Annotated in this window: 13 protein-coding genes; 9 read left to right on the top strand and 4 right to left on the bottom strand. The window is 68.8% G+C overall.

Annotated elements, in window-relative coordinates; translation table 11 throughout:
- Positions 1–31: 31 nt before the first annotated feature.
- Complete coding sequence (locus WT53_RS07565) at positions 32–715, bottom strand: DedA family protein (RefSeq protein ID WP_034206490.1); 684 nt, start codon at positions 713–715, stop codon at positions 32–34.
- A 183-nt stretch (positions 716–898) separates the two neighbouring features.
- Here WT53_RS07565 and mutL point away from each other — a divergent pair, with 183 nt between their 5' ends.
- Both mutL and miaA read left to right on the top strand, forming a co-directional pair.
- On the top strand, positions 899–2,893 hold the full coding sequence (gene mutL, locus WT53_RS07570; protein ID WP_034206489.1) for a DNA mismatch repair endonuclease MutL: 1,995 nt from the start codon (positions 899–901) through the stop codon (positions 2,891–2,893).
- On the top strand, positions 2,890–3,864 hold the full coding sequence (miaA, locus tag WT53_RS07575) for a tRNA (adenosine(37)-N6)-dimethylallyltransferase MiaA (protein WP_034206488.1): 975 nt from the start codon (positions 2,890–2,892) through the stop codon (positions 3,862–3,864). Before mutL ends, miaA begins: the two co-directional genes overlap by 4 nt.
- A 5-nt stretch (positions 3,865–3,869) precedes the next feature.
- Here the strand turns inward: miaA and tetR are convergent, their stop codons facing one another.
- Entirely contained in the window at positions 3,870–4,502 is a 633-nt protein-coding gene (gene tetR / locus WT53_RS07580) for a tetracycline resistance transcriptional repressor TetR (protein WP_034206487.1), read from the bottom strand.
- 62 nt (positions 4,503–4,564) lie between these two features.
- Between tetR and tet the strand changes: the two genes are divergently transcribed.
- The gene (tet, locus tag WT53_RS07585; RefSeq protein WP_034207837.1) at positions 4,565–5,761 is read left to right on the top strand and encodes a Tet(A)/Tet(B)/Tet(C) family tetracycline efflux MFS transporter; all 1,197 of its coding nucleotides are present in this window, start codon (positions 4,565–4,567) and stop codon (positions 5,759–5,761) included.
- Positions 5,762–5,783: 22 nt separating this feature from the next.
- Here the strand turns inward: tet and WT53_RS07590 are convergent, their stop codons facing one another.
- Together WT53_RS07590 and purM are read right to left on the bottom strand one after the other, a co-directional pair.
- The gene (locus tag WT53_RS07590) at positions 5,784–6,179 is read right to left on the bottom strand and encodes an SgcJ/EcaC family oxidoreductase (protein ID WP_034206486.1); all 396 of its coding nucleotides are present in this window, start codon (positions 6,177–6,179) and stop codon (positions 5,784–5,786) included.
- 110 nt (positions 6,180–6,289) lie between these two features.
- Positions 6,290–7,345, bottom strand: a complete 1,056-nt coding sequence (purM, locus tag WT53_RS07595; RefSeq protein ID WP_027783630.1) for a phosphoribosylformylglycinamidine cyclo-ligase — start codon at positions 7,343–7,345, stop codon at positions 6,290–6,292.
- A 250-nt stretch (positions 7,346–7,595) separates the two neighbouring features.
- Between purM and hda the strand changes: the two genes are divergently transcribed.
- The 6 genes from hda to panB are packed head-to-tail and all read left to right on the top strand — an operon-like array spanning position 7,596 to position 12,680.
- Complete coding sequence (gene hda / locus WT53_RS07600) at positions 7,596–8,330, top strand: DnaA regulatory inactivator Hda (protein ID WP_034206485.1); 735 nt, start codon at positions 7,596–7,598, stop codon at positions 8,328–8,330.
- An 11-nt stretch (positions 8,331–8,341) separates the two neighbouring features.
- Positions 8,342–9,019, top strand: a complete 678-nt coding sequence (locus WT53_RS07605; protein WP_034206484.1) for an HAD family phosphatase — start codon at positions 8,342–8,344, stop codon at positions 9,017–9,019.
- Positions 9,020–9,024: 5 nt separating this feature from the next.
- Entirely contained in the window at positions 9,025–10,560 is a 1,536-nt protein-coding gene (gene pcnB, locus WT53_RS07610; RefSeq protein ID WP_060259043.1) for a polynucleotide adenylyltransferase PcnB, read from the top strand.
- Positions 10,561–10,595: 35 nt separating this feature from the next.
- A complete protein-coding gene (gene folK, locus WT53_RS07615; protein WP_034206482.1) occupies positions 10,596–11,138 on the top strand; it encodes a 2-amino-4-hydroxy-6-hydroxymethyldihydropteridine diphosphokinase in 543 nt (180 codons plus the stop codon).
- Positions 11,135–11,821 carry a deoxynucleoside kinase gene (locus WT53_RS07620; RefSeq protein ID WP_034206481.1) on the top strand — a complete coding sequence of 229 codons (687 nt, stop codon included), beginning with the start codon at positions 11,135–11,137 and terminating at the stop codon, positions 11,819–11,821. The genes folK and WT53_RS07620 overlap by 4 nt, the downstream gene beginning before the upstream one ends.
- A gap of 43 nt (positions 11,822–11,864) precedes the next feature.
- On the top strand, positions 11,865–12,680 hold the full coding sequence (gene panB / locus WT53_RS07625) for a 3-methyl-2-oxobutanoate hydroxymethyltransferase (RefSeq protein WP_034206480.1): 816 nt from the start codon (positions 11,865–11,867) through the stop codon (positions 12,678–12,680).
- The last annotated feature ends 110 nt before the right edge of the window (positions 12,681–12,790 follow it).

Raw genomic sequence — 12,790 nt, forward strand, 5'->3', positions numbered from 1 at the left:
TTTTGACTGCTGCAGAAAAGAAGCAACGCGCTTAGCGCCCGCCCGCCTTCGGCGCCCCATCCGAGCGCCGCCCGCGCACGAGCTTCCACACCGCGCCGAGCGCGACCGGCACGATCGCCGCGCCGATCCCGACCAGCACGATCACGTTCAGATACTGGCGGATGAACGGGATGTTGCCGAAGAAATAGCCGAGCAACACGAGCAGCAGCACCCACACCAGCGCGCCGATCACGTTGAACAACTGAAAGCGCGCGACGCTCATCGACGACGCGCCCGCGACGAACGGCGCGAACGTGCGCACGACCGGAATGAAGCGGGCGAGCACGATCGTCTTGCCGCCGTGCTTGTCGTAGAACGAATGGGTCTTCTGCAGCGCGGCGCGATCGAGGAAGCGCTCGAGCACCGGAATATGCGTATTGAACACCTTCGGGCCGATCCAGCGGCCGATCAGGTAGTTCACGGTGTTGCCGGAAATCGCCGCGACGAGCAGCAGCACGATCAGCAGGCCGACGTTCATTTCGCCCGTCGCCGCGAACGCGCCGCCGATGAACAGCAGCGAATCGCCGGGCAGGAACGGGAACACGACGAGCCCCGTCTCGCAGAACACGATCAGAAACAGGACGAGATAGACCCACGCGCCGTACTGCCGGATGAAATCGCCGAGGAAAGCGTCGATATGCAGGACAAGGTTGACGAAATGAAGCAGCGTATCCAAATGCGATTCCTCGAAGGCGGTAGGGCCGGAACGGCCGGAACAGGCCAGAGATGGCCGAGGCGCCCGCCAGCCAAGGCGGCGCGTGCAACCCAGCGATGATACCGAAACTACCTTAAGGCTCCGTGAAAAAACGTAACGGCCGGCCGCCCCGGCACGCGTTCGCCGCCTCGCTATAATTCGGCCATGTCCGATATCACCGAAACGGCCGCGGGCGCCGCACCCGCCCCCGCCGCGCGCCCGCTGCGCGCGATCCAGCCCCTGCCCGACCAGTTGATCAGCCAGATCGCCGCCGGCGAGGTCGTCGAACGCCCGGCGTCGGTCGTCAAGGAGCTGCTCGAGAACGCGATGGACGCCGGCGCGACGACGCTGCGGATCGTGCTGGAAGAAGGCGGCGTCAAGCGCATCTCGATCACCGACGACGGCTGCGGGATTCCGCCCGACGAACTGGCGCTCGCGCTGATGCGCCACGCGACCAGCAAGATCCGCTCGCTCGAGGAGCTCGAGGCGGTCGCGACGCTGGGCTTTCGCGGCGAAGCGCTCGCGTCGATCGCATCGGTGGCCGAGATGTCGATCACGAGCCGGACGGCCGATGCCGCGCACGCGACGAAGATCGATGCGCAGACGGGCGTGCTGTCGCCCGCCGCCGGCTCGATCGGCACGACGATCGAGGTGCGCGAGCTGTACTTCAACACGCCCGCGCGGCGCAAGTTCCTGAAGAGCGAGCAGACGGAATTCGGCCACTGCCTGGAAATGATCCGCCGCGCGGCGCTCGCACGGCCGGACGTCGCGATCTCGGTGCTGCACAACGGCAAGGCCGTCGAGCACTGGAATGCGACCGAGCCCGCGCAGCGCGTCGCGAAGATTCTCGGCGAAAGCTTCGCGACGGCGCACCTGCCGCTCGACGAGCAGGCGGGCCCGCTCGCCGTCTACGGCTGCGCCGGCCTGCCGACCGCGAGCCGCGGTCGCGCCGACCAGCAGTATTTCTTCGTGAACGGCCGCTTCGTGCGCGACAAGCTGCTGACGCACGCGGTGCGGGCGGCCTACGAGGACGTGCTGCACGGCGACCGCTACCCGTCGTACGTGCTGTTCCTCGACCTGCCGCCCGAAGCCGTCGATGTGAACGTGCATCCGTCGAAGATCGAAGTGCGGTTCCGCGATTCGCGCTCGATCCACCAGTACGTGTTCCACGCGGTGCAGCGTGCGCTTGCTCGCCACGCGGGCGCATCGCCGGAAACCACCGCGGGCGGCCATGCCGCGCATATCGAACCCGCGCCGCGCGGGCCGGCATCGTTCGTCGATACGCCGCTCGGCCGGAGCCCGGGCGGCGCGACTGGCGGCAGCGGCGGCAGCGGATTCTCGGCGCCGTCGTCCTCGTCGTCGGCGGGTAACACGTGGATGCGCCAGGCGCGGATGACGCAGGGCACGCTGCCCGTCGCGCAGCCGCTCGCGCTCTACGATGCGCTGTTCGGCCGCAAGGACAGCGGTGCCGGCACGCCGGACGGCACGACACTCGTGGCGCGCGATGCCGCCGACGCCCCAGCCACGCCGCTGCCGGGCTTCGCCGCGTCGCCGCTCGCCGCCGTCACGCACGACGAGCAGCCGCTCGGCTTCGCGCTCGGCCAGATCCACGGCATCTACGTGCTCGCGCAGAACGCGTACGGTCTCGTGATCGTCGACATGCACGCGGCGCACGAGCGGATCCTGTACGAGCAATTCAAGAACGCGCTCGCGGATCGCTCGGTCGCCGTGCAGTCGCTGCTGCTGCCGATCTCGATGACGGCCACGCCGGTCGAGATCGGCACGGTCGAGGAAGAGCGCGACACGCTCGAATCGCTCGGCTTCGACCTCGCGGTGCTGTCGCCGACGACGCTCGCGATCCGCGCGGTGCCGGCGCTGCTGAAGGATGCGGACCTGCAGTCGCTCGCGCGCGCGGTGCTCGCCGACCTGCACGCGTTCGGCGGCTCGCGCGTGCTCACCGAGCGCCAGCACGAACTGCTCGGCACGCTCGCGTGCCATCACGCGGTACGGGCGAACCGGCGCCTGACGCTCGACGAGATGAACGCGCTGCTGCGCCAGATGGAGGCGACCGAGCGCGCGGACCAGTGCAATCACGGCCGGCCGACCTGGTATCAGCTCACGCTGAACGATCTCGACCGTCTCTTCATGCGCGGGCAATGAGCGCTTCCTCGCAGTCCAGCCCGACGACGATCGCCTGCCTGCTCGGCCCCACCGCTTCCGGCAAGACGGCCGCGGCGCTGGCGCTCGCCGCGCGCCGCCCGATCGAGATCGTCAGCGTCGATTCGGCGCTCGTCTACCGCGACATGGATATCGGCACCGCGAAGCCGTCGCGCGACGAGCGCGCGAGCGTGCCGCATCATCTGATCGACATCATCGACCCGGCCGACGCGTATTCGGCCGCGGAATTCCGCGCGGACACGCTGCGCCTGATCGGCGAGATCGTCGCGCGCGGCCGCACGCCGTTGCTCGCGGGCGGCACGATGCTGTACTACAAGGCGCTGACGCAAGGGCTCAACGACCTGCCGGGTGCCGACGCGGAGATCCGCGCCGCACTCGATGCCGACGCCGCGCGCGACGGCTGGCCCGCGCTGCACGCGCGGCTCGCGCAAGTCGATCCCGACACGGCCGCGCGGCTCGCGCCGAACGATTCGCAGCGGATCCAGCGCGCGCTGGAAATCTTCATGCTGAGCGGGCAGCCGATGTCGGTGCTGCTCGCCGCGCCGCGCCGCACGGACGATGCGGCCGCCGCATACCGCTTCGTGCCGGTCGCGCTCGAGCCGTCGGATCGCGCGGTGCTGCACGCACGGATCGCGCAGCGCTTCGACGCGATGCTCGACGCGGGCTTCATCGACGAAGTCGAACGGCTGCGGCGCCGCGCCGATCTCCATCCCGACCTGCCGTCGATGCGCTGCGTCGGCTACCGGCAGGCGTGGGAATTCCTCGACGGCGTCACCGACTACCGGACGATGCGCGACAAGGGCATCTTCGCGACACGCCAGCTGTGCAAGCGCCAGATCACGTGGCTGCGCGCGATGCCGGAGCGGATCGTGGTCGACTGCATCGCGCCGGATTCGACGGCCCGTGCGCTCGACGCACTCGAACGCGTCCTCGACGGCCGCTCGCCGGGCTGACGCGGTCAGCCCGCCCGCCGCGCCGCCAGGCGCGCGCGGGCGCCGTCGATGATCCACGCGATGCCGCGCTCGAACGCTTCGTCGCCGCTGCGCTCCCGCAGCGCGGCCCAACCTTGCGCGAGCCGCGGGTACTCGGCCGCGTCCGGCAGCGGCGCATCGGCGTCGCCGTCCGGCGCCGCCTGCTCTTCCAGCACCCATCCGACCACGAAGCGGCCGATCGCGACCATCACGTCGACCGCTTCGTCCGGCGTGAACCCCGCGTCGCCGAGCAGCGCGACCTTGCGTTCGATCGAGCTGAAATGCAGGGCGCGCGGCCGCGTGCCGGCATGCAGGCGTGCGCCGTCGCGATAGGCCAGCAGCGCTCGGCGAAAACTGCGCGCATTCTCCGCGAGCCACGCATCCCACACGTCGCCCGGGCGCGGCAGCGACGCGCCGTGACGCTCGAGCATGATCGCCTCGGCCATTGCGTCGAGCAGCTCGGCCTTGTTCCTGAAATGCCAGTACAGCGTCGGCGATTGCACGCCGAGCCGCTCGGCAAGCCGTCGCGTCGACAGTCCGTCGATCCCCACTTCATCCAGCAATTCGAGCGCCGCGCGCAATACCGTGTCGCGCGTCAGCCGCGCTCCCGTGTCCTTCATCTCTATCACCGATAGGGAAACTATGGAATACTTCGCACTCTATCATCGATAGAGTGATCCTCTTGAACCCGTCCCTGATTGCCATCCTGGCCACGGTCCTGCTCGACGCGATCGGCGTCGGGATCGTGATGCCGATCCTCCCCGGGCTGCTGCGCTCGCTCGTCGGCGCGGGCAGCACCGACACCCACTACGGAATCCTGCTCGCTCTGTACGCGTTCGCGCAGTTCCTGTGTGCGCCGCTGCTCGGCACGCTGAGCGACCGTTTCGGCCGCCGCCCGGTGCTGCTCGCGTCGCTCGCGGGCGCCGCGCTCGATTATCTGCTGATGGCGCTCGCGCCGACGCTCGCGTGGCTTTACGTCGGGCGGCTGATCGCGGGCATCACCGGCGCGAACCTCGCGGTCGCGACCGCGTACGTGACCGACGTGACGGACGAACCGGATCGCGCCCGGCGCTTCGGCCAGCTCGGCGCGATGATGGGCATCGGCTTCATCGCCGGTCCGCTGATCGGCGGGCTGCTCGGCGTGCTGCACCTGCGTGCGCCGTTCGTCGCGGCCGCGTTGCTCAATGCGCTGAACCTCGTGCTCGTGTGGCGCGTGCTGCCGGAATCGCGGCCGGCCCGGGAAGGCCGGGAAGCCCGGACGGTCGGCGCGCTGAACCCGTTCGCGAGCCTGCGCCGGCTGAGCGGCGCGCCCGCGCTCGCGCCTCTGGTCGGCATCTACGTGATCGTGGCGCTCGTGTCGCAGGCGCCCGCGACGCTGTGGATTCTGTACGGCCAGGAACATTTCGGCTGGTCGACGCCGGTCGCCGGGCTGTCGCTCGCCGGTTACGGCGCGTGCCACGCGCTCGCGCAGGCGTTCGCGATCGGGCCGTTGATCGCGCGGCTCGGCGAGCGGCGCGCGCTCGCACTGGGCCTCGCAGGCGACGCGCTCGGGCTGGCGGTCATCGCGTGCGCCACCGCCGCCTGGGTGCCGTTTGCGCTGCTGCCGCTGTTCGCGGCCGGCGGCATGACGCTGCCGGCGTTGCAGGCGATGCTCGCTCGGCAGGTCGACGACGCGCGCCAGGGCGAACTGCAGGGCACGCTGGCGAGCGTGGCGAGCCTGATCGGCGTCGCGGGGCCGCTGGTCGTCACCGCGACCTACGCGGCGACGCGCGCGACCTGGCCGGGGCTCGTGTGGGCTGCGGCCGCGCTGCTGTACCTGCTCGTGCCGCCGTTGCTGGCCGGCGCGCGCCCAGTGAACGCACCGCGGGCCTCCGCGTAAGCGCAGTCGGGCGCCGTCGCGCTCAGCTCGCGAGCGTGACGAGATTCGCGTCGCGCACGAGCTGCCAGCGGCCGTCGGCCTTGCGGAAGATCGTCAGCGTGTGGCCCGACCGGCGGATCGTCTCGCCGCCTGGCGGCGTCGCGTCGATCTCGATGAAATTGCGCATGTATGCCCAATCGCCGATCACGCGCAGCTCGTCGATCCGGTAGCGGCCGTCGATCTTCGGCGGGGGGGCCGCGCCGACGTTCGCGTCGCGCGACGCGGCCGCGAACGCCGCCTTGTCGAACGGCGGCTTGCCGGCCACCATGAAGATCGCGTCGTCGGCGATCAGGTCGAGCACGGTCGCCAGATCGCCGCGCCGGCTCGACACGAACCAGGTTTCCACGAGCTCGCGGATCGCGCGTTCGTCTTCGGTCATCGTCGCCCCTCCTTCGTCGGCGCGCGTCCGTACGCACGCGGCGCCCGAAAAAAAGCCGCCCGGAGCGATGCCGGGCGGCTTTCCATACTGCATTCTGCTGCTGCCGTGCGTCAGACCACGACCGTCTGCGCCTCGCCTTCGCGGGTCGCACGCACGGTGCCGATCTTCCACACCTGTTCGCCGGCGGCGGTCAGGTCGGCGATCGCTGCGTCGGCATCGGCCGCCGAGACGATCACGGCCATGCCGATCCCGCAGTTGAACACGCGGTGCATTTCCGCGTCGGCGACGCCGCCGTGCTCCTGCAGCCACTTGAACAGCGGCGGCAGCGGCCATGCGTGCTGGTCGAGCTCGGCGGTGAGGCCTTCGCGCAGCACGCGCGGGATGTTCTCGACGAGACCGCCGCCCGTGATGTGCGCCATGCCCTTCACCGTCAGCTTCTGCATCAGCGCGAGCAGCGGCTTCACGTAGATGCGCGTCGGCGCCATCAGCGCGTCGGCCAGCGAGCGGCCGTGGAAATCCGCCGACAGATCGGGATTCGCGCGCTCGATGATCTTGCGCACGAGCGAGAAGCCGTTCGAGTGGATGCCGCTCGATGCGAGGCCGAGCACCACGTCGCCTTCGGCGATCGTGCTGCCGTCGATGATCTTGCTCTTCTCGACCGCGCCGACCGCGAAGCCGGCCAGGTCGTATTCGCCGTCCGGGTACATGCCCGGCATTTCGGCGGTTTCGCCGCCGATCAGCGCGCAGCCCGACAGTTCGCAGCCCTGCGCGATGCCCTTGACGACGGTCGCGGCCGTGTCGACGTCGAGCTTGCCGCACGCGAAGTAGTCGAGAAAGAACAGCGGCTCGGCACCCTGCACGAGGATGTCGTTGACGCTCATCGCGACGAGATCCTGGCCGACGGTGTCGTGTTTGTTCAGATGAAAGGCCAGCTTGAGCTTGGTGCCCACGCCGTCGGTGCCCGACACGAGCACGGGCTCCTTGTACTTCTTCGGCACTTCGAACAGCGCGCCGAACCCGCCGATGCCGCCGAGCACGCCGTCGCGCAAGGTTTTCTTCGCAAAAGGCTTGATCTTGTCGATGAGCGCGTCGCCTGCGTCGATGTCGACGCCTGCGTCGCGGTAGGACAGACCCTGAGCGTCGGGAGCGGATTTCGGAGGATTCATGGGGGAATGCGAGAAGGTCGGTAAAATGCGATTTTACCCGAAGCCGGCCCGTTGGCCGGAATTCCCAGCACCGAATCGTCAGGGATCGCATCTTGGTCAACACGTCCCCGTTTTCATCGCCGGGCGAAGCGCGCCGAAACCCGCGCCGCGCCGTGCGTACGGTCGCGCGTGAAGCCAGCCGGGGCGCCTTCCCTCGCGCGTGCCCGGCGTACGGCACGCGTTTTTTCAACCGACCCGCATTGTGACTGCTGTGTCCCGTCAACTGACGCTCGATCTCGGCACGCCGCCGCCCGCCACGTTCGACAACTTCATCATGAGCGACGAGAACGACGAGCTCGTCACGCGCCTGCAGAAGCTCGATCTCGCGCTCGCGGCCGGCCCCGTGCCGGACCGGTCGTTCTATATCTGGGGCGAACCGGGCAGCGGCCGCACCCACCTGCTGCAGGCGCTCGTGAGCGACGCGTCGTACGGCTACGCGCGCTACCTGACGCCGCAGAGCCCGCTCGGCGCGTTCACGTTCGACCCGCGCATCGGCATCTACGCGATCGACGACTGCGACCGGATGAGCGACACGCAGCAGGTCGCGCTGTTCAACCTGTTCAACGAAGTGCGCGCGCACCCGTCGAGCGCGTTCGTCGCGGCGGGCCCGGCGGCGCCGCTCGCGCTCGACGTGCGCGAGGATCTGCGCACGCGGCTCGGCTGGGGGCTCGTGTTCCACCTGTCGCCGCCGTCCGACGCCGGCAAGATCGCCGTGCTCAAGCTCGCGGCGAAGGAGCGCGGGATCGCGCTCACCGACGACATCGCCGCGTACCTGCTGACCCATTTCCGCCGCGACATGCCGAGCCTGATGGCGTTGCTCGACGCGCTCGACCGCTTCTCGCTCGAGCAGAAACGCGCGGTCACGCTGCCGCTGCTGCGCCGGATGCTCGCGCGTCCCGGCGACGACATCGCTCCACCGGGCACGGGCCCGAACCGCTTCGAGTAAAATGCGCTTCCATGACTAATCTGGCACTCTTTGACCTCGATCACACGCTGATCCCGACCGATAGCGACCACGAATGGGGTCGCTTCATGGTGAAGCTCGGCATCGTCGACGCGGAAAGCTTCTCGCGTCAGAACGATCAGTTCTTCGCCGACTACAAGGCCGGCAAGCTCGACATCCACGCGTACCTGTGCGCGATGCTCACGCCGCTCGCGAAGTATTCGCGCGCGCAGCTGGCCGAATGGCACGAGCAGTACATGCACGAGGTGATCCGCCCCGCGATGACGCCCGCCGCGCTCGAACTCGTGCGCAAGCACATCGACGCCGGCGATCTGTGCTGCGTCGTGACGGCCACCAACGAATTCATCACGCGCCCGATCGCGACCGCGTTCGGCGTCGACACGCTGATCGCATGCGAGGCCGAAACGACCGACGGGCATCCCGATTCGCCGTACACGGGCCGGCCGACCGGCACGCCGAGCTATCGCGAAGGCAAGATCGTGCGCACCGAAGCGTGGCTCGCATCGCTCGGCAAGCACTGGGACGACTTCGAACACAGCTATTTCTACAGCGACTCGCACAACGACATTCCGTTGCTCGAGAAAGTCACCGACCCGATCGCGACCAACCCCGACGACACGCTGCGTGCGCACGCAAGCAACCGCGGCTGGCGCATCCTGGATCTCTTCTGAACGTCGTGATCAAAAAATTCATTCGCAAGCTGCTCGGGCAGGACGAAACCGAGCAAACGCCTCCCGCCGCGGCCCCGGCCGACGAAGCGGCCCCTGCTGCCCCGCGCGCGCCGAAGGGCGCCCGCGGCGGCGCGAAGCAATCGCGCAGCAACCATGCGCCGACCGTCGTGCCGGCCAGCGTGCACGGCATCAACCCGGCACTGATCTCGAGGAACGCGGTACGCGTGACCGACACGCTGCAGCAGGCGGGCTTTCGCGCGTTCATCGTCGGCGGCGCGGTGCGCGACCTGCTGCTCGGCATCGCGCCGAAGGACTTCGACGTCGCGACCGACGCGACGCCCACCGAGGTGCAGCGCCTGTTCCGCCGCGCGCGCCTGATCGGCCGCCGCTTCCAGATCGTCCACGTGCAGTTCGGCCAGGAGCTGATCGAGGTATCGACGTTCCGCGCGCTGGTCGACGCGCCGCCCGAGGCGGCCGCGGCCGAGCCGCCGAAGCGCCTGAAGCGCGACGAACTCGATCGCCGCACGCACGCGGTCGATGCGAGCGGCCGCGTGCTGCGCGACAACGTGTGGGGCGAGCAGCACGAGGACGCCGCGCGCCGCGACTTCACGATCAACGCGATGTACTACGACCCGTCGACGCAGACGGTGCTCGACTATCACGACGGGATGGCCGACGTACGCGCGCGCCTGTTGCGGATGATCGGCGATCCGGCCACCCGCTTCCGCGAGGATCCGGTGCGGATGCTGCGCGTCGTGCGCTTCGCGGCGAAGCTCGATTTCGAGATCGAACCGCATACGCGCGAGCCGATCCACGCGCTCGCCGACCTGATCAACAACGTGCCGGCCGCGCGCCTGTTCGACGAAATGCTGAAGCTGCTGCTGTCGGGGCACGCGCTCGCGTGCCTGCAGCGGCTGCGCAAGGAAGGCCTGCATCACGGGCTGCTGCCGCTGCTCGACGTCGTGCTCGAACAGCCGCAGGGCGAGAAGTTCATCACGCTCGCGCTGAACAACACCGACGCGCGCGTGCGCGCCGGCAAGCCGGTGTCGCCGGGTTTCCTGTTCGCGACGCTGCTGTGGCACGACATGCGCCAGCGCTTCGAGCAGTACACGGCCGCGGGCGAAATCCCGGTGCCGGCGCTCCATCGCGCGATGGACGACGTGCTCGACATGCAGACCGAGAAACTCGCGATCCACAAGCGTTACTCGGCCGACATGCGCGAGATCTGGGGCCTGCAGTTGCGCCTCGAGAAGCGCTCGGGCCGCAGCGCGATGCGGCTGCTGGAACACCAAAGGTTTAGAGCGGGGTATGATTTCCTCCTGTTACGCTGCGAATCCGGCGAGCTCGACGCGGAAGTCGGACAGTGGTGGACGGATTTCATCGAAGGCGACGCGGCCGCTCGCGAGGCATTGCTCACGCAGGGCGGCTCGAAGGAAAAATCGCCCCGCAAGCGGCGCCGCCGCGGCGGTGCGCGAAACCGCAATCCGGGTGAAGGCGTCGCCGCGCAGGCGCCGGATACCGCGAGCGGTTCCGACGACTGACGCATGCGCCGGCGAACGACGTAGGAAGTGATGCCATGACGGTTGCATATATCGGATTGGGGGCGAATCTCGGCGATGCACGCCAGACCCTGAAGGACGCGGTGGTGTGCCTCGCGCAGCAGCGCACCATCTCGATCCTCGGCAAGTCGAGCCTGTATCGCACGGCGCCGTTCGAAGCCGGCGGCGACGACTACTACAACTGCGTCGTCAAGCTCGACACGACGCTGTCGGCCCGCGAGCTGCTCGCGCTCTGCCAGAAGATCGAACATCACTTCGGCCGCGAGCGCCCGTACCGCAATGCGCCGCGCACGCTCGACCTCGACATCCTGCTGTTCGGCACCGATTCGATCGACGAACCCGACCTGATCGTCCCGCACCCGCGCCTCACCGACCGCGCATTCGCGCTCGTGCCGCTCGTCGAAATCGAGCCGGCGCTCGACATCCCCGCGCGCGGCCGTGCCGACGCCTTTCTCGCCGCGGTCGCGGATCAGCGCGTCGAAAAGGTGCAAACCTGCCAGTGCCCGATGCAGAAGGCGCTCGCCGCCGGCGAAAACGCCGACAAGACCCGCTGCCGATGAACTCGACTCCGCTGACCGTCACCGCGCCCGACCTGCGCGCCCCGCACCGCTATCTCGTGATCGAAGGCCCGATCGGCGTCGGCAAGACGACGCTCGCGCGCCTGCTCGCCGAGCGCTGGTCGATGCAGACGCTGCTCGAACGCCCGCAGGACAACCCGTTCCTCGAGCGCTTCTATCGCGACACCGCGCGCTACGCGCTGCCCGTCCAGCTGTCGTTCGCGCTGCAGCGCGCGCAGCAGGCGCGCGAGCTGATCGGCGCGCTCGACACGGGCCGGCCCGCGATCGCCGATTTCATGCCGCAGAAGAACGACATCTTCGCGCGGCTGAACCTGCCGGAAGACGAGTGGCAGCTGTATCGCTCGGTCGCCGCGCACGTCGACGTGCCGCAGGCGCCGTCGCCCGATCTCGTCGTCTACCTGCAGGCCAGCCCCGAAGTGCTGTTCTCGCGCATCCAGAAGCGCGGGACGCCGATGGAGCTGCAGATCAGCGACGCGTACCTGCGCTCGCTCGTCGACGCGTACAACGAATTCTTCTACCACTACGACCGCACGCCGGTGCTGACGGTCGCGGCCGAACACCTGAACCCGCTGGATTCCCCCGAGGATCTCGCCCTGCTGGTCGAGCGCATCGAGACGATGCGCGGCCGCAAGGAATTCTTCGTCAAGGGCGAGACGGCGCGTTGACGCGTCCCGCCTGTCGTTCCTCCCTCATCGACCCGGATTTCCCATGACCTATCTCCAGGAATCGAGCCGACCTGCCGTGACGGTACCCAAGCTGCAGGCAATGCGCGACGCCGGCGAGAAGATCGCGATGCTCACGTGCTACGACGCGAGCTTTTCGGCGCTGCTCGATCGCGCCGGCACCGACGTGCTGCTGATCGGCGATTCGCTCGGCAACGTACTGCAGGGCCATACGACCACGCTGCCCGTGTCGCTCGACGACATCGCCTATCACACGGCCTGTGTCGCACGTGCTCAGCCGCGTGCGCTCGTCGTCGCCGATCTGCCGTTCGGCACGTACGGGACGCCGGCCGACGCGTTCGCGAATTCGGTCAAGCTGATGCGCGCGGGCGCGCAGATGGTCAAGCTCGAAGGCGGCGAATGGCTCGCCGATACGATCCGCTTCCTCGTCGAACGGTCGGTGCCCGTGTGCGCGCACCTCGGCCTCACGCCGCAGTCGGTGCATGCGTTCGGCGGCTTCAAGGTCCAGGGCAAGACCGAAGCGGGCGCCGCGCAACTGCTGCGCGATGCGCGCGCGATCGAGGAAGCCGGTGCGCAACTCGTCGTGCTCGAAGCCGTGCCGACGCTCGTCGCATCCGAAGTCACGCACATGCTGAAAATCCCGACGATCGGCATCGGAGCGGGCGTCGACTGCTCGGGGCAGGTGCTCGTGCTGCACGACATGCTCGGCGTGTTCCCCGGCAAGCGGCCGCGTTTCGTGAAGGATTTCATGCAGGGGCAGCCGAGCATTCAGGCGGCCGTCGAAGCCTACGTGAGCGCGGTGAAGGACCAGTCGTTTCCGGGCCCGGAACACTCGTTCTGACGCGCACCCGGCGGCTCGTTCGCCGGTGCCCTGCCGATAAAAAAAGCGCGGCGCCCTTTGCGGGCGCCGCGCTTTTTTTACGGAAGCCGCGTGGCCGAAGCTCGGCGGCC

Origin of the sequence: Burkholderia sp. MSMB2157WGS, assembly GCF_001532755.1 — a bacterium.
GTDB lineage: Bacteria > Pseudomonadota > Gammaproteobacteria > Burkholderiales > Burkholderiaceae > Burkholderia.